This window comes from Flagellimonas sp. (assembly GCF_965233845.1).
In the GTDB taxonomy this organism is placed as follows: Bacteria; Bacteroidota; Bacteroidia; order Flavobacteriales; family Flavobacteriaceae; genus Flagellimonas.
Genome location: NZ_OZ247584.1, coordinates 428,513 through 445,322, shown reverse-complemented (window position 1 = coordinate 445,322; position 16,810 = coordinate 428,513). Strand labels below are relative to the sequence as shown.

At 42.3% G+C, this 16,810-nt stretch carries 15 protein-coding genes; 3 read left to right on the top strand and 12 right to left on the bottom strand.

Annotated features, from left to right (window positions below; translation table 11 throughout):
* Positions 1-80 precede the first annotated feature (80 nt).
* From ACO6S0_RS01945 to rsgA, 6 genes are all read right to left on the bottom strand, one after another.
* Positions 81-1,310 (bottom strand): 3-phosphoshikimate 1-carboxyvinyltransferase, encoded by a 1,230-nt coding sequence (locus ACO6S0_RS01945; RefSeq protein ID WP_422350366.1) that lies wholly within the window; start codon positions 1,308-1,310, stop codon positions 81-83.
* 69 nt (positions 1,311-1,379) lie between these two features.
* On the bottom strand, positions 1,380-1,706 hold the full coding sequence (locus ACO6S0_RS01940; RefSeq protein WP_422350365.1) for a nucleotide pyrophosphohydrolase: 327 nt from the start codon (positions 1,704-1,706) through the stop codon (positions 1,380-1,382).
* A gap of 3 nt (positions 1,707-1,709) precedes the next feature.
* Complete coding sequence (locus ACO6S0_RS01935; protein WP_422350364.1) at positions 1,710-3,719, bottom strand: transglutaminase domain-containing protein; 2,010 nt, start codon at positions 3,717-3,719, stop codon at positions 1,710-1,712.
* 2 nt (positions 3,720-3,721) lie between these two features.
* Positions 3,722-5,617, bottom strand: a complete 1,896-nt coding sequence (locus ACO6S0_RS01930) for a DUF3857 domain-containing protein (protein WP_422350363.1) — start codon at positions 5,615-5,617, stop codon at positions 3,722-3,724.
* An 81-nt stretch (positions 5,618-5,698) separates the two neighbouring features.
* Complete coding sequence (dtd, locus tag ACO6S0_RS01925; protein ID WP_422350362.1) at positions 5,699-6,151, bottom strand: D-aminoacyl-tRNA deacylase; 453 nt, start codon at positions 6,149-6,151, stop codon at positions 5,699-5,701.
* On the bottom strand, positions 6,152-7,102 hold the full coding sequence (gene rsgA, locus ACO6S0_RS01920) for a ribosome small subunit-dependent GTPase A (RefSeq protein ID WP_422350361.1): 951 nt from the start codon (positions 7,100-7,102) through the stop codon (positions 6,152-6,154). It lies immediately after the preceding gene.
* A 94-nt stretch (positions 7,103-7,196) separates the two neighbouring features.
* On the opposite strand from rsgA, the gene ACO6S0_RS01915 reads away from it, so the two are divergent.
* Positions 7,197-7,637, top strand: a complete 441-nt coding sequence (locus tag ACO6S0_RS01915; protein WP_422350360.1) for a hypothetical protein — start codon at positions 7,197-7,199, stop codon at positions 7,635-7,637.
* A 107-nt stretch (positions 7,638-7,744) separates the two neighbouring features.
* Positions 7,745-8,185, top strand: coding sequence for a hypothetical protein (locus ACO6S0_RS01910; protein ID WP_422350359.1), 441 nt, complete (start codon positions 7,745-7,747; stop codon positions 8,183-8,185).
* Positions 8,186-8,248: 63 nt separating this feature from the next.
* Here ACO6S0_RS01910 and ACO6S0_RS01905 read toward each other — a convergent pair whose 3' ends face one another.
* From ACO6S0_RS01905 to ACO6S0_RS01885, 5 genes are all read right to left on the bottom strand, one after another.
* On the bottom strand, positions 8,249-8,923 hold the full coding sequence (locus tag ACO6S0_RS01905; RefSeq protein ID WP_422350358.1) for a head GIN domain-containing protein: 675 nt from the start codon (positions 8,921-8,923) through the stop codon (positions 8,249-8,251).
* A gap of 130 nt (positions 8,924-9,053) precedes the next feature.
* On the bottom strand, positions 9,054-10,136 hold the full coding sequence (locus tag ACO6S0_RS01900; RefSeq protein WP_422350357.1) for a chorismate mutase: 1,083 nt from the start codon (positions 10,134-10,136) through the stop codon (positions 9,054-9,056).
* 8 nt (positions 10,137-10,144) lie between these two features.
* Positions 10,145-11,005, bottom strand: a complete 861-nt coding sequence (locus ACO6S0_RS01895) for a prephenate dehydrogenase (RefSeq protein WP_422350356.1) — start codon at positions 11,003-11,005, stop codon at positions 10,145-10,147.
* 57 nt (positions 11,006-11,062) lie between these two features.
* A complete protein-coding gene (locus tag ACO6S0_RS01890; protein WP_422350355.1) occupies positions 11,063-12,205 on the bottom strand; it encodes a pyridoxal phosphate-dependent aminotransferase in 1,143 nt (380 codons plus the stop codon).
* Positions 12,202-13,032: a prephenate dehydratase gene (locus tag ACO6S0_RS01885; protein ID WP_422350354.1), complete on the bottom strand. Its 831-nt coding sequence runs from the start codon at positions 13,030-13,032 to the stop codon at positions 12,202-12,204. The genes ACO6S0_RS01890 and ACO6S0_RS01885 overlap by 4 nt, the downstream gene beginning before the upstream one ends.
* A gap of 341 nt (positions 13,033-13,373) precedes the next feature.
* Between ACO6S0_RS01885 and gldA the strand changes: the two genes are divergently transcribed.
* A complete protein-coding gene (gene gldA, locus ACO6S0_RS01880) occupies positions 13,374-14,267 on the top strand; it encodes a gliding motility-associated ABC transporter ATP-binding subunit GldA (RefSeq protein WP_422350353.1) in 894 nt (297 codons plus the stop codon).
* Positions 14,268-14,455: 188 nt separating this feature from the next.
* Here the strand turns inward: gldA and ACO6S0_RS01875 are convergent, their stop codons facing one another.
* Positions 14,456-16,777, bottom strand: a complete 2,322-nt coding sequence (locus tag ACO6S0_RS01875; RefSeq protein WP_422350352.1) for a TonB-dependent receptor domain-containing protein — start codon at positions 16,775-16,777, stop codon at positions 14,456-14,458.
* Positions 16,778-16,810: the final 33 nt, after the last annotated feature.

Below are 16,810 nucleotides of genomic sequence, written 5' to 3'. Positions count from 1 at the left end.
TTTTTTTGGAAATTTTTAAAGAGCGCAAATATACAATCTCGACATAGGGGATGTCAAGTAATTTGGTGATTAAATGTTAATTATAGCGTGTCCACGCTAAAACCAAGGGTTGCGAGATCCTTCCAATAATCTGGATAGGACTTGGATACCACCTCCGCTTCATTGACCATCAATGTGGTTTTCATGCCCAAAGGACCAAAGGCCATCGCCATTCTGTGGTCGTGGTAAGTGTCTATAGCAACATCGGAAATGATGTTTTGGGAAGGTTCCAAAGTTAAACTTTCATGATCTATGGCCACTTTTGCCCCTACTTTTTCCAATTCCGCTTTCATGGCTCCCAACCTATCTGTTTCTTTAATGGGCAAGGTGTGCAAGCCGGTCAAATGGCATCCCATACCCAATCCAAAACAGGTCACTGAAATGGTCTGCGCAATGTCCGGGGCATTGGCTAAATCGTAGTTAACCGTTTCCAAATTACATTCCTGAACTTTCTCCAGGGTTATTTGGGTGTCGGAGTAGCTTGTTTTCACGCCAAAATCCTGATAAATCTGGGCAAGTACGCTGTCTCCTTGCAAGGAGTTTTCCTTATACGCAGAAAGTTGGATTTGGGTTCCCACATCGCACAATGCCGCAATGCTATAGAAATAACTAGCAGAACTCCAATCCGATTCCACGACCAAAATAGTGTCTTCAACCTTTTTCTTTGGTGAAATTTGGATATGGTTGCCTTCAAACTTGGTCTCCACCCCTATTTGCTCCAACAATCCCAATGTCATTTTTATGTAAGGCACCGAAGTGATTTTCCCAACGAGCTCCAATTCCAAACCGTTTGCCAAACTAGGGGCTATCAAAAGGAGGGCAGAAATATACTGGCTACTAATATTGGCAGGTAAGGACACCCGACTTTTGGTCAACGTCTTTCCCGTTATTTTAATGGGTGGGTATCCCTCATTTTTTTCATAGGTTATTTCGGCCCCCAGGTCCCGTAATGCATCCACCAAAACCTTAATGGGTCGTTCCTGCATACGCTGGGAACCCGTTAGCACTACCTCCTTTCCTTCTTGGGAAGCGAAATAGGCGGTTAAAAACCGCATGGCCGTACCGGCATGATGAATATCGACTACTCCGTGAGAAGTGGCCAAACCCTTTTGCATAACCCGGCCGTCATCAGAGTTGGACAAATTTTTTATGGTCACATTGGGAAACAAAGCCTGCAAGAGCAATGACCTGTTGGTTTCACTCTTGGAACCTGTAACCGCAATGGATTTATCTATTTTTTTACTTTGGGAAAAGGACAGTTTAAGTTTCAAAGCCTAGCTGTTTGGTTGAAAGATCAAAACTAGAAAAAACACCCCTAAAGTCCCTGTACAGGGCTAACTTTATTTGAGCTTTTTGTTATTCTGATGACGATCATGGTCGCGCTTGGCCTTTAAGTCCAACTTTTTGTCGAAGGCCTCCTGCAAGTCCACCCCAGTTTGATTGGCCAAACAGAGCACCACAAACAAGACATCTGCCAGTTCCTCACCTAAATCCTTATCCTTATCCGACTCCTTTTCGCTTTGTTCGCCATAGCGCCGTGCGATGATACGGGCCACCTCCCCAACTTCTTCGGAGAGTTGGGCCATATTGGTAAGCTCGTTGAAATAGCGAACCCCGTGATTTTGGATCCATTCATCAACCGCTTGTTGGGCATTTTGAATATTCATGGTCTACACTTTGGACAAAACTACTTTTTCTGACTGTTTTAGAATCAAATTTTTGTAGTATTCTTTAAGTGCATCGTAATATTCCACTGGAAAAAAGGCTGAATTCAACTCCGTGGTAGCATTTACTCGTATCTGATTGCCCTGTGAAAGTACCTTGAATGAAAACTTTCCCGAATTCTCCGGTAACTGAACCAAGGTACTCTCAGGTAATGACTCCACTTTATATCCCTCTGGAATCGTCAGACTAATCATGTATTTCTTTTGTCTGGGAAAGCTGAAATCCACTGGATATTCCCTCTTTTCCATTATAAAAGGGTTGCTGGACTCGGCCAAGAACAACATAGGCTTAAAATAGATTTTTTGACCAATAATCTCGCACTGATTCTCTTTGACAAAGTCACAGCTTTCGATCATGGGTTTTTCCAGTTGCTTCTTATTTTTCAATTCATAGCCATCAATCTCCATTTCCCCATGCTGGTTTTCCATGTTCTCCAAATAGGTTTCCTCGTCCGTTTTCTCAAGTTTGTCCCTTAGTTCCAAAGCCAGTTGGTTGGTGTATTGGGTTCTTGTTTTTCCGTCAACTGAGCCATCCGCATGAATATTTGCGGTTATATAGTGTATTTCTTTGGACAGTTTCTTAGGTGTGAGCTGTACTTGGGAGGAAGATCCATCTTTCCTTACCAATCTTCCCATCCAATTAAGCGCCCTGTTGGGCAAAACACCTGGAATGGTATTCTTCTCGGTCGCATCGAATAAAATAACATCATCAAGCACTTCAATACCTGCTATTACATAGTTGAATCCATCCGTAGTTGGAAAAAGTGGTATCCCATTAGATCGAGTACTAACCAAAATCGGGTTGGCATTTAATCCCGCATAACGAAACATTGAAGTAAGCATGAGGTTGATCTCTGCCGTATTGCCGGCTCCTTCCTTAAAAGCCTTTTTTATACCATCCCTACTACAGGTTACCCCATAGTAATCGTTCCAGTTCATCTTGGATTGCACAAACTCAAAAATCAGTTTGGCCTTTTCCTTATCATCAGTTACTCCGGCTATTATCCGATCCACCTCATCCTTATAATAATTCTCCCTTCGCAATTCCGTTCCAAAACTGTCATATTCATATATGGTCTTGGCAACACCCTCCCAGGTTTGGCTGTAATTTTTATAGGGCCTGTTCGGAAATTGCGTCGAGGCCAGTTCAAATTTGATGGCACTCCTATAATTGTCAATGTTGCTGGTATATTCTTCCTCAACCATTGAAGGTAGATCAGAAGCCTGAACCTCGTACACATTTTCATAGAAACTCAGGTTATGGGATTGCCTGGAAGTTTTTCCCAATTTGCCTGCCACGTCCTCGGTTCTATAGGATATATTGATCGACCTACTTTCACGGGATTGCTGGAATTGAATAGGGTAATAACCTTTGGAGTGCCGCTTGAAAACAAAGTACTGCGGTATATCCAGTCTAAGGTCCGCCCTGTTAACTGGAATGCTGTATTGAAACCGAAAATCGTCCATATACCAATAAAGCGGAGAGTTCACCTTAAATTCGATATCCAAAACACTACCCTCCTTGACTTCGGGCATGGTGATGGAAGCTTTATTTCTGTATTTGTTTACCTCTTCCACAAACACTCCGTCCTTTTTTAGCTTTTCTTCCACAATCTTACCATCGATCATATTGAAAGTGATTCCCTTTACGTTAGAGATTTTCTCCTCATCCCCTTGGGAAACATACAACGGAATTTGAAGTGTTGCCCAGCTAAATCCCTCTTTGTTGTAAATCTTGATCCTGTAATGTGCCTCCTTGGTCAAAGACCAGCCTTGTTCGGCATTGTAGTTATAGAAGACCCTTTCTTTTTTGTACAAGATGGCAGCGTCTGCATCAGCCTCCAAATGATGTTGGGTTTCGGCGACTTCTTCTTTGGAAACCTTTCCAAATTTCACTTCATTGGCTTGGGTTAGGTGGGTTCCCACCAACAGCAGGATCAGCAATCTTACTTTCATAATTATATCTTGGTTAAAATGATTCTTGAATTGTCAAACCGGGCTACTTGCTTTCTGAAATCCCGGTAGGGTTTGTAATCTTCTTTGGTGTATTGGCCCGACTTTACCAGTAGTTTTCTTTTATAAACCAATATTCCCGGCCCCTGTTGCTCCAGAGAAATTTCGTAGCTGCCGTACGTGGTCTCCAGTTTAAGAGGCTCCATTGGATTCTCTAGTTGATACCCTTCTGGTAAATGGATGGTGAACTCATCCTCATCCAGATACCCACGGGAAATAACCAAATCGGTCTTTCTGCTTCTACTACGTTCTGGAACAATCAAATTTCTATTGAAGAGGTTAGGGGCCAAAAACAGCTTTCCATCCATATTGGAAAGATAGTTGTCCGCTTCTATCTCTATTTCTTCCGTAAAAACAATATTCTGCTTGTCGTTGTTGAATTCGATTTTTCCTAGGGAAAGGTTGTTCACATAGTTCCAATAATCCTTGTAATACTCTTCCTTTTCCACTTCTGATTTTAAACCATTCCTGAATTTTTGGTAATACTGGATTCCAGTGGAAGCAATGGTAACTTGACCAGTGACTCCTCCATTTTCATGTACAACATACTCCCCTTTGGTACCTTGATGGTTGTCCTCGTCCAAATATTGTTTGGATCGTATCAACTCGCCCCCTTTGGGTGTAACCCGCAACACATTTCTGTTATCGGTAAAAGTGCCCAAATGATCTACGGGGGTCACCTGACTGGTACATTCCAGCCAAATATCATCTTCATCCATGGGAATATTTAGAATAACATGATTGCCTTGCATGGAAGGGAATTCGGCATCAAGGTCGCGCTTTCTGGCACCTGCATGAACAACCGTATAATAGGATTCCACACCAACGGCTTTCAATAAGGCCATGGTATAATTGGTCAATCCTTTACAGTCACCATATTTAACCCTGTCCACTTCTGTGGCGCTAATGGGCATCCAGCCTCCAATACCCAGTTGTACGCTAATGTATCTGGTATTGTCTTGCACGTATTGATAGATTTTGGACACCTTATCCCTGGGATTATCCAAATCCTTTACCAGACTCTGAACTTTTTGGACTGTTTGGGCATCCAGGGATCCCTGCCCCACCAAAAGCTTATCGTACATCCACTTTCCAAGGTCTTGCCAGCTCTTTGCGGTTCCATCTACCCCTTCAAGATGGAACTCTTCTAGAGCCAACTTGACATGGGGCAACAAATCTTGCATAGCAGGGGCCAACGGTTCTCTTTTCAATGCTTTAAGATGGGTCCCTTTTGATTTCAACTGGGTATCGGTAAGCTCTACATCTATAGCGTAAGAACCCAGATTCGATTTTTTATATCTGAACGGAATCCCACAGGTGACCGTAAAATTAAACTCACTCTGCTCTGTGGAGACCCGATATCCATCCAAAAAATACCATGTAGGGGCAAAAGCTGTATTGGAAGTGTTATAGGAATGCGTATACTCGACGGTATAGGGATAATCCGTAGGTGTATATCGCATGTACATGATACGGGAATCTGAATAGAGGGTTCCCCCATCTACTGCACTTTGGTCAAAAAAATCTTTTTTCTTGTATTTCTTGACTTCCTCCCCATTTCTATCATAGATTTTTGCTTCCAAGGAGCCTATTTTATGACCGTCATCATAATAGGCGGAGGCATGCACGAATCTGTTCCCATTTTCATTCAGTACGGTTACCACCCGTTTTGCAGTTACGGTCATCAGATCACGAGCTTCCACCACCACGTCCATTTTATCTAAACGAACAACGGCATCAGCATTGATAAGCAGTTCGTCCGGTATACTGTTATGGGTATAATTTTGGGAAAATGAAATAGAAAAACTTAGAAAGGCAAGCAGAAAAGTAAGAATTCGCATCAAAAGACGGTAGGTTGATTTAGTCGCTGCTAAGATGCCAATTTTCCTACAAACCGAAAAACACTGATCGATAAAAGCACACTATTCTTTGTTCTTTGTATCGATTATGATGGTAACCGGGCCATCATTGCACAAGTCCACTTTCATATCAGCTCCAAATACACCAGTCCCCACTTTCTTGCCCAGTTCCAATTCCATACGTTGCACAAATTTTTCGTACAGAGGAACGGCGATATCAGGTTTGGAGGCTTTGATGTAGGAGGGTCTGTTCCCTTTTTTGGTCATGGCATGCAGTGTAAACTGACTCACTACAATAGCCTCTCCTTTTTCGTCGAGTACGGAACGGTTCATAACCCCGTCGACATCGTTAAAAATTCGGAGATTGGCAATCTTTTTGGCCAACCATTGTATATCCGAGTCGTCATCCGCATCCTCAATTCCAAGTAGCACTAAAAGCCCGTGATCAATTTTGGATACCACCTTACCTTCAACCGTTACACTGGCCTTGGAGACCCTTTGGATTACTGCTCTCAATTATCGCTCTTTATAGATGTCTGTTCTGTAATTCTCTTCCTCGCCTGTAATCATTTGCACATAACTTCTATACCTGCTCCAGGCCAGTTCATTGTTATCCAGGGCATTTTTTATGGCACATTTGGGTTCATCCAGATGGAGGCAATTATTGAACTTGCATTCAGATTTTAGTTTGAAAAACTCAGGAAAATAATCTCCAATCTCATCCTCCTCCATATCCACAATACCAAACCCTTTTATTCCAGGGGTATCAATAATTCTTGCCCCAAAGGACAAATCGTACATCTCTGCAAAGGTGGTTGTGTGCTGTCCTTGCAGATGCTGCTCCGAAATCTCTGCCGTTTTTAGCTTCAATCCCGGTTCCAGCGCATTGACCAAGGTTGATTTTCCCACCCCGGAATGACCCGCAAACATACTGGTCTTATCCAACATCAATTCTCTCACTTGCTCAACATTGGTGCCTTCTTTGGCTGCAATTTCCAGACACGGGTACCCAATACTTCCATAGAGCTGCACCAAATAATTCACTTCCACCATCTCATCCTCATCGTAGCCGTCCATTTTATTGAAAAGCAACACCACGGGAATATCATAAGCTTCCGCAGTGACCAGGAATCGGTCTATAAAACTTGTAAATGTTGGCGGATTGTTGAGGGTAATCAACAAAAAAACTTGATCCAGATTTGTGGCAATAATATGTGTTTGTTTGGAGAGGTTTACCGATTTACGAATGATGTAATTCTTTCGTTCCCTAATTTCGGAAATCACCGCAACGGTCTCATCCCCAATTTTTTGCAAATCAAAGACAACTTCATCGCCTACGGCAACCGGGTTTGTGCTCTTAATCCCTTTGATTCGGAACTTGCCTTTTATCCTACACTCGTAAAAATCAGCTTCTTCTGATTTCACGGTGTACCAGCTCCCAGTGGATTTATAAACAGTTCCTTGCACCTATTTGTTTATATTTTCATTACAAAGAAACAATAATCCTCCCATTGAGGCGTATATCTTTGTGTACAGTTAGTTAACTATAATCAATCTCATTATGAAAAAAATCTTATTTATCGCTTTCGTAGCACTAGTCGCTACTTTTGAAATGAACGCACAACAGTACAAGGTAGTGACCAGTGTGGAATCCATTGTGCCCAATGGTCTTGGGCGTTCACGAATTGTAAATGCCCTTGAAGACAAGGATTACAGGGAGTACACCAGTGTACAGACCGAAGAGGATAATACCAGAAACAAATCCAAGCGTGGGGAAATCCGTGTAAAGAACTTTGAGGAAACCAAATTGTTGAACTTCTACAACTTGGGCGGTATCCGTTTTCAGAACATTGCAGCCAACGATGCTCTAATTACCTCCATGATCAATAGTATGATCGCAGATGGATGGGAACTGGCCTTTGTGAACAGTGCAGTGGAAAGTGAAGGTGGTAAAGGAGATGGACAGGGTATTTTTATTACTCGATATATTTTTAGAAAATAAAACACCTATGGTGTATTGGAAAGCCCTTGGAAATCCAAGGGCTTTTTTTATGCATGCAACCCTTGGTTATTTCATCTTGTCTTTAGAGCAGAATAAATTAAGACATTATGAAAAAAGTATTTATCATTATCGGGATGGCCTTAGGAGTAAATTTTGGCCTTGCCGCCCAGGAATACAAGGTAATTACCAGTGTGGAATCCATAATCCCCAGTGGACTAGGTCGTTCGAGGATCATCAACGCATTGGAAGACAAGGATTACAAGGAATATACCAGCGTACAAACCTCCGAGGACAACACCCGTAACAAATCCAAACGAGGAAACATTCGTGTGAAAAATTTTGAGGAAACCAAACTCCTTAACTTCTTTAACCTCGGTGGCATCCGCTTTCAGAACATTGCTGCCAATGACGCCATGTTAACCTCCATGATGAACGATATGGTGGCCAACGGTTGGGAATTGGCCTTTGTAAGCAGTGCCGTGGAGAGCAATGCAGGGGAAGATGACCAACAAGGTATTTTTATTACCCGTTACATCTTCAAAAAATAGAAAGCTCAATCCAAAAAAAAGCCCAGTGTATTCCCACTGGGCTTTTCTTTTATACTGATTTTGCTAATCCACAACATGAATTCTTCCACCGGCAAAGGTATTTTTATATACCCTTTTGGGTTTTCCGTAGACATTTACATCTCCTCCGGCCCGTACATTGATATCCACTACTTCCGAAGCAAAAACATCGGCTTCGCCTCCAGCAGAAATCTTGATGTCTGTATTGGAAGTGCGTAAATCCCTTCCATCAAAAATGCCTCCGGTATTCAATACAATGGACTGATTACTGGCCAATCCTGTAGCTTCAACAATGCCTCCTGTAACTGCTCTTATATCCACATTTTCCACATCCACTCCAATGCGGATCCGTGCCCCTTCTTGTGCCCTCAATTCCAGATTGTTCTTTGTAACAAGTTCGTTGCATGTGATTTGGGCTCCTTCATTCCCATCAATCACATCCAAATCGGTATAGTACACCTCAATGAAGGTATCCTCGCCCGTGAATTTCATATCCAACTGCATTCTGAGTTTTAGAACGCCATTCTTGTTCATCCATTTGATGTCGTCCACATTTCTCCCTTTGATCACAATTCTATGTTCATCGGATTGGATCAAATTGACTTCGATAAGGTCAAAAACCTTGATTTCATTAAACTCCCCAACTTCGGTATCAATGGTACGCTGTGCAAAAAGAACTGAAGATGAAAGGATAAGGCTGAGTAGTAGCAGTTTTTTCATGACTATTGGTGTTAACTTTCTAAAAGATAATCCATTTTGGAGATCGTTACAGTTAACGCATAAAAAAATGCCATTTGCCCAAGCTGGTATCCCTGGTTCAAATGGCACTTTATCCTGATGCTCTTAAACGCTATGCGTTGATGATCTTCTCTTGGTGGTTGATGGATTCTTGGTGGATGGCCTTGAACATTCTCAAAACAAATTCCTCGCTAAGTCCTTGTGACTCACCTTCCAAAATCATTTTACCCAAAATGGCGTTCCATCTATTCGACTGCAGAACAGCCACATTCCTTTGCTTTTTAAGCTCTCCGATTCCGTCGGAAACTTTCATGCGCTTTCCAAGGATATCAATCAATTGATTGTCTATCACATCGATTTGGGCCCTTAAATTGCTCAATTTGCTATTGTATTCAGCTTCTTGGTCAGTTTCTTTTCTGATACGAAGGTCTTTCATGATCTGTACCAAAGCAGCGGGTGTTACCTGTTGTGCGGCATCACTCCATGCATTATCGGGATCATGATGTGTCTCGATCATCAAACCATCAAAATTAAGATCAAGGGCGGTTTGCGACACGTCAAAAATCATATCGCGTTTCCCAGTGATATGGCTTGGGTCATTGATGATGGGCAAATCCGGAAACTTGGACTGCAGCTCAATGGCCATTTGCCATTCCGGGATATTTCTGTACTTCGTTTTTTCATAGGTCGAGAACCCTCTGTGGATCACTCCCAATTTCTTGATATCCGCAGAATACAATCTTTCCACAGCACCCAACCACAAGGATAAATCAGGGTTAACTGGATTTTTGATCAGTACAACCTTGTCCGTTCCTTCCAATGCGTCTGCAATTTCCTGCACGATGAACGGGCTTACGGTTGATCGGGCTCCAATCCAAAGCAAATCCACATCGTGTTCCAATGCAAGGTCTACATGAGCCCTATTGGCCACTTCAGTGGCTGTTTTCAAACCTGTTTCTTCCTTGACTTTCTGAAGCCACTTTAGGCCTATGGCCCCCACCCCTTCAAAATTTCCCGGGCGCGTCCTTGGCTTCCAGATACCTGCCCTGTAGTAGTTGACATCTGTATCCTTCAAATCGTGGGCAATTTTTAACACCTGCTCTTCCGTTTCGGCACTGCAGGGTCCGGCAATTACCAATGGATGTGGTAAATCCAGGTCATCCAGCCATTTTCTCATTTCTTTATTGTTTTCCATAATCAGTTCTAACTTTTTGTGAGGGGTATTCCTTTTAATATTTGTTTTATTCTATTGGTATTGTTCATTTCTTGATGGACATCCTCAAACTCATTGTCCAAGAGCAACTGCTTAAAAGTTTCCAAATTTTGGATATACTCTTCCAACGATTCCACCACATTCTCTTTATTCTGTTCAAAGATGGGGGTCCACATGTCTGGTGAACTCTTGGCCAAGCGCACGGTACTCTCAAATCCACTACCAGCGAGGTCAAAAATATCACGCTCATTTTTTTCTTTCTCAATAACCGTTTTTCCCAACATAAACGAGCTTATATGTGATAAATGAGAGACGTAAGCTATGTGTTTATCATGCGCTTGCGGATTCATGTACCGGATACGCATTTTCAGCTCCTGGAAAAGTTCCAATGCCCGTTCTTGAAGCTTAAAAGCGGTTTTTTCCACTTCGCAAATAATGTTTGTCTTTCCTTCGTACAAACCGTTTATTGCAGCTGAAGGCCCTGAAAACTCAGTACCTGCAATTGGGTGACAAGCCAAGAAATTTCTTCTTTTAGGGTGATTTTTGACCGCTTCGCAGATCAGTCCTTTGGTTGATCCAGCATCCATGACCACGGCATCGTCATCCACGGCATCCAAGATCTTTGGCAGTTCTTCCGTTAATGCGTTTACCGGGATACTTACATAGACCACATCGGCTGAGGCCAAAGTATCGTACCCTCCTTTTTGATCTATGATTCCCAGTTCCAGGGCCTCATCCAAATGGGATTCGTTCTTATCAATTCCTACAATATGGGTATCTGGATGCAATTTTTTGACATCCTTGGCAAAAGAGCCCCCAATCAACCCTATTCCAATGACAACTAGTTGCATACCACTGAATTTGGGATTTGAAAGCCGAGATGTGAGTTTTTTGACTTCATCTTCTGTTTAAAATCTATTGATAGCTTCTTTAATTTTTTCTTCTTTCACACAAAGGGAAAAACGAATGTACCCTTCCCCATTGCCCCCAAAAATAGTTCCAGGCGCAATAAAGATGTACTTGTCATTCAACACTTGGTCTATAAATTCTTCCGAAGGAACCGAACCCTCCGGTAATTTGGCCCAAACAAACATTCCTACCGCGTTTCTATCATAGGAACATCCCAATTTTTCCACCAATTGGAACATCAGTTCCCTTCTTTTTGTATACACCTCATCCAAAGCTTTGAACCATTCTTGCCCACTTTGTAAAGCTGCAATGGCCCCCTTTTGGATGCCGTAGAACATCCCTGAATCCATGTTGCTCTTCACTTTTAGCACCGCATTGATATGTTCTTGCTTTCCCAATACCATTCCCACACGCCAACCGGCCATATTGAAGGTTTTGCTTAAACTGTTCAGTTCCAAAGCACAATCTTTGGCCCCCGGAATGGACAAAATACTGGTTGGGTTCTTGGACAATACAAAACTGTATGGATTGTCATTCACCAGTAGTATTTCATGCTCCTGCGCAAAATTCACCAAGGCTAAAAGTTTCTCAGGACTGGCTGTTGCCCCTGTGGGCATATGCGGATAGCTTACCCACATCAATTTCACTTTGGACAAATCCCTTTGGGACAGCGCCTCCAAATCTGGAAACCATCCATTTTCTTCCTTTAGGTCATACGATTTGGGTACTGCACCAATCAGTTTGGTAACTGAGGTATAGGTAGGATAGCCAGGGTTGGGCAATAAGACTTCATCCCCTTCATTTAAAAAGGCAAGACCAATGTGCATAATGCCTTCCTTGGATCCCATCAAAGGAAGAATTTCAGTTGCCTCATCTACTTGTACCCCAAACTTTTCTTGATAGAAATCAGCAATCGCCATCCGAAGTTCGGGCAACCCTTGATAGCTCTGATACTGATGTGCCCCAGTATCCGTGATGGCATCCTTAAGGGTTTCCAAAACCTCTGGGGACGGAGCCAAATCAGGACTTCCTATGCCCATATTTATAATGGGTTTCCCTTCCTTGATCATCCCCCTTACTTCCCTAAGCTTTCTAGAAAAGTAGTATTCTTGGACTGTTTGCAACCTATCTGCTGTAATCATGGCAATAATGCATTTTTATATTCTCCCAACAACCTGAAATCTTCGGACATGATCTCCAACAAGGATTTGGCCTTGGCAAAATGGTCATAAGCCTCAAAAGTAACATCCACAAAAAAGGCATATTTCCAAGGTGTTTCTATCACGGGCAAGGATTGTATCTTGGTCAGGTTAAGGTTGCAATCACTCATTACGTTCAACACCGTAGCCAAACTTCCGCGCTTATGATCGGTGATAAATCTCAAAGAGGCTTTGTTGATTTCGTCTTTGGGCAATACTTTATTCTTTTTCTTGAGGATGATAAACCTAGTAGCATTGTTTTTAATGGTCTGGATTTCTGGAGCGATGATATCCAAATCATACAAATCCGCAGCAACCTTGGGAGCAATGGCCGCTACCTTGGTCAATTGATTATCCTTGATACGTTTTGCGGTTTCAGCCGTGTCCACATCCTCCACCAATTTGATATGTGGGTACTGTTTTAAAAAGGTCTTACACTGCAGTAAAGCCATGGGATGCGACCTGACTTCCTCCACATCCTCAATGGCCGTGCCCTTAAGCGCCATTAGATTGTGGTGAATGCTTAAATAATGCTCCCCTATAATGTGGATGTTATTGTGGTACACCAAATTGTAGTTGGGTATAATGGATCCCGCGATGGAATTTTCTATGGCCATAATCCCTTTGTCTGCGGTGCCTTGGCATAGGTGGTCAATCATCGCATCAAATGAAAGACATTCCACCAGCTCAATTTGCTCTCCGAAATACTCCTTGGCCACTTGGTGATGGTTAGATCCCTTAATTCCCTGAATAGCTACTTTTAAATTCATGGTAAAAAAAAAGTCCCGGTAAAACGGGACTTTATCTATTTTATATACTTTTCGTACACCTAGAACAGTCCCATACTTCTCTTAAAAAAGAAGTAGAAATAAAAACCGTTCCAGAAATACGTCTTTGTCATTTTTTCACAAATCTTGGGCTAAGATAGGTATTCATATTAAAATCGATAGCAGATCATAAATTTTTTTTGATTTTTTGTTGAACTCCTTCTTTTTTTGAATTTTGCTCGCTCAAATCCCCCTTTCTTTGGGAATATTCAAAATTGGGATTTGGTTCACCAAGGTTTATGGGAATCTAACTAAAGCTGTATTTTTGATTTAAACTCGCACTCATGTCCATCATTGTAAACAACGTTTCCAAAGACTTTGGAAAGCAAAAAGCCCTGCAAGACATATCCTTTTCCATTGCCAAAGGAGAGATAGTGGGTTTCCTAGGGCCCAATGGGGCTGGCAAATCCACCATGATGCGCATTTTGACCACCTATTATAAAGCGGATAATGGTAATGCCGAGGTCAACGGGTTTGATGTCCAGCATGCAGCAAGTGAGGTTAAAAAGAGTATAGGATACCTACCGGAGCACAACCCGCTTTATTTGGATATGTATGTAAAGGAATACTTGGCGTTCAACGCAGATGTCTACAAAGTCTCCAAAAACCGTGTTGATGAAGTCATAGAACAAACAGGCCTGACCCCGGAATCCCATAAAAAAATAGGTCAGCTTTCTAAGGGCTATCGACAACGTGTTGGACTGGCGGCCGCCTTACTTCACAATCCGGAGGTCTTGATTTTGGATGAACCTACAACGGGCCTTGATCCCAACCAATTGGTGGAAATCCGAAAATTGATTCGGGAGATTGGGAAGGAAAAGACCATTTTACTCTCTACCCACATCATGAAGGAAGTGGAAGCGGTCTGCGATCGTGTTATTCTTATCCATAAAGGAAAGCTAGTGGCCGACAAAAAAATGGAAGAGCTTAGGGAGGTCAATGAGCAGATTATAGAAGTTGAGTTTGATTATCGGGTGGAAGAGGTCTTGCTCAACCAATTGCCTAATGTCTCCAAAGTAAAAAACACGGGGGGTTTTGTTTACGAGCTTACTTTTTCCACGGATATAGATATGCGTCCTGCTGTGTTTGATTTTGCGCATGACAACGAGCTCAAAACCTTGCAGCTGAGCAGAAAGAACAAAAACCTGGAGAGCTTGTTCGCAGAATTGACTTCTTAATTCGGATTGGATTTATTCAGCCAATGATGCTTTTGGATATTAATTCGTCAATTCGAGTGGTTTTTTAGGGTTCTACCCTGAAAAATTGTATCGAGAATTGGAATTTTAAGCTAAAACCCTTGTTCTCGACCGCCTGCCGGCAGGCAGGTACTATTTCCTTCGGAAAAAACTCGAACCGACGGGTTTTCTCAATTTATCCGCTCCAAATTGGAGTCCACATCCCGATTCTTAAAATCCGTACTTTTCTTATTCCCAAATCGATATTTTAATGATAGTGCCACTTCCCTCCCATCAGCATAATACACCCCATCCGCAATAACCCTGTTTATGGCATAGCGCTCCTCAAAGTTCATGGCTCGGGTAATATCATTGAATCGTAGGGTACAATCCCAATTGGAAAAAAGGGTTTTGGATATGGATGCTTCAAAAACCGCGAGGCCATTTCTTTTAAAAATACCCTCTTGCCGTCTGCCCATACCCCAAGCTCCCAAAACCAAAGTGGTATCCTTTGCAATCTTCAGCTGGTGATTGGTATAGGTATAAACAAAGGGTTTGACGGTGGAAAAACCAGCGTCATCATCCTTTAGCTTGTTATAATTCAAGGAAATGGTGTTGTTTGAAGTCCATATCCCCTTGGAAAAAGGCAGGGTTACCCCCGCATAAACCCCAATTTCCTTGTCCAGATTTACTTGAGAAAGAATCGCCCTATCATTGGTTTCGTCATAAGAAATGGTGAAATTCATGGGGTCGGCACTTTGGTAATAGGTCATAAATAAAGTCTTGTTCTTTTTTTGGTAGTTAAGCGAAACTTCATTGGTACGGGTGGGAATTAGGTTCACGTTACCCGCGCCTTCCAAAAAAGGATTGATAAAAACCGTAATGGAGCTGGCCCTTGAAAAATCAGGTCGCCGGATGCTTCTCCCATAATTTAGGTTCAGGGTTTGGCTGGAATCCAAAGCTACGGACACATTGGCCTTTGGAAACAGATTGGTCTGCCCTCTGGAAACTATGGGCGAACCGTCATGTACCGTAGAACCATCAACCTTATTATATTCTATGCGCATACCCAGTTCAAAATCGATTTTCTTGCTGAGCTTACCAGAGACGGAACTGTATGCGGCATACAATTTCTCTTCGTATGAAAAATCTATTATGGTTTCTTCGGCATTTGCCAAATCTTGGATTTCGGTAAACGCATCAGCCTTAGCCTGACTCAGATTTATCCCCGATTCCCATTTATAATCTTGGGATAAGGCTTTTTCAAGATCCAGTCTCAAAGCCAAGGAATGAATATCATACTCCTGTTCCCGTTTTTGATCCATTACAAACTCTGAATTGTCAATATTGTTTGCAATCTCAGTGGACAAGGTTTGACTAAAGCCTGTACTTTGCACCCCCGTAAAAAGGTTCCACGAATCGCTTAACTTTTTGTTGAAGTTGAACGAGGCACTATAGTAGTTCTTTGTTTGGTCATTCCCCGTATCAGTCTTGATAAATTGCTCCGCCCCATCCCTTAAAAAAGTATCCGTGACTATGGGGGCATCATCAGTCTGCAACCGCAAAGTGGTATTTAACGACACATAATCGGTTTCGTTCCATTGAAAGTAAGTCCCAAATCCAGCGTTGAGTTGCAATCTATCGTTTCTTGGTACCAAAACAGTGTAATCCACGGCCACGTCCCTTGCCGGTATTTCGAACAGAAAACTATTGCTTTCCCACTGTAGCAACTGGTTGTAAGCCAAATTGCCCCGAAATGTCCAATCATTACTGGCATAACTCGAGTTAAAATCCAGATAGTTGTTAAAATTCTGTTTTGAAGATACCGTCTCGGATACGCTTCCACGAAAACCTAGTTGGGTGTTCTTTTTTAAGCTAATTAATAAGACTGCCCGACCTTCAGCTTCATATTTTGCAGATGGATTATTGATCAATTCAATCGTAGCAATCCCGTCAATCGGTAGCCCAACAAACTCTTCCATTGAAATGCGTTGATTGCCAAGATAGATCAAGGGATTGCCCTTGCCCAAAATGGAAATGGATTCCCTATCTGGTGCCACTTGTACATTGGGAAGTCTGGATAACAAATCAATGGGATTGGGTATGGATGAGAAATAGGGGTTCTGGACATCCACCTTTAAATTACCCGATTTGTATTCAATCGGATTCTTAGCTGCCACCACCTCAACTTCACTTAGCTGGGTCGTTGCTTCTTTCAGGTTTATAAAGAACTGATGATCACCGGTCAGGGAAAAAGTCTCCTTATAGGTTTCAAACCCCAGAGCAGATACCTGTAATTGGTAATCCCCGATTGGGACATCTTCCAAGGTAAAATGACCTTCCAATATTGTGGCGTACTTTACTAATGTTTCGCTCCCTTCTATAAACAAAAGTGCGTCCCCTACCGTCACTACGGTATCGTCTTGATCGAAGACCTGTCCTGTGATTTGATGGGTATTTTGTGCATTGGAATGGTAAGCAACAAAAAAAAGTAAGGCGATTATTCGTCTCAAAACTGTCGTATTTAAAGACAAATTAAGATTGGA

Excerpts from the sequence above, each read along its gene's own strand:
- ACO6S0_RS01900 (WP_422350357.1), bottom strand. The coding sequence starts at position 10,136 with ATGGAAAACAATAAAGAAATGAGAAAATGGCTGGATGACCTGGATTTA.
- ACO6S0_RS01940 (WP_422350365.1), bottom strand. The coding sequence starts at position 1,706 with ATGAATATTCAAAATGCCCAACAAGCGGTTGATGAATGGATCCAAAAT.
- ACO6S0_RS01910 (WP_422350359.1), top strand. The coding sequence starts at position 7,745 with ATGAAAAAAGTATTTATCATTATCGGGATGGCCTTAGGAGTAAATTTT.
- ACO6S0_RS01895 (WP_422350356.1), bottom strand. The coding sequence starts at position 11,005 with ATGCAACTAGTTGTCATTGGAATAGGGTTGATTGGGGGCTCTTTTGCC.
- gldA (WP_422350353.1), top strand. The coding sequence starts at position 13,374 with ATGTCCATCATTGTAAACAACGTTTCCAAAGACTTTGGAAAGCAAAAA.
- ACO6S0_RS01935 (WP_422350364.1), bottom strand. The coding sequence starts at position 3,719 with ATGAAAGTAAGATTGCTGATCCTGCTGTTGGTGGGAACCCACCTAACC.
- ACO6S0_RS01915 (WP_422350360.1), top strand. The coding sequence starts at position 7,197 with ATGAAAAAAATCTTATTTATCGCTTTCGTAGCACTAGTCGCTACTTTT.
- ACO6S0_RS01885 (WP_422350354.1), bottom strand. The coding sequence starts at position 13,032 with ATGAATTTAAAAGTAGCTATTCAGGGAATTAAGGGATCTAACCATCAC.
- ACO6S0_RS01905 (WP_422350358.1), bottom strand. The coding sequence starts at position 8,923 with ATGAAAAAACTGCTACTACTCAGCCTTATCCTTTCATCTTCAGTTCTT.
- ACO6S0_RS01930 (WP_422350363.1), bottom strand. The coding sequence starts at position 5,617 with ATGCGAATTCTTACTTTTCTGCTTGCCTTTCTAAGTTTTTCTATTTCA.
- ACO6S0_RS01890 (WP_422350355.1), bottom strand. The coding sequence starts at position 12,205 with ATGATTACAGCAGATAGGTTGCAAACAGTCCAAGAATACTACTTTTCT.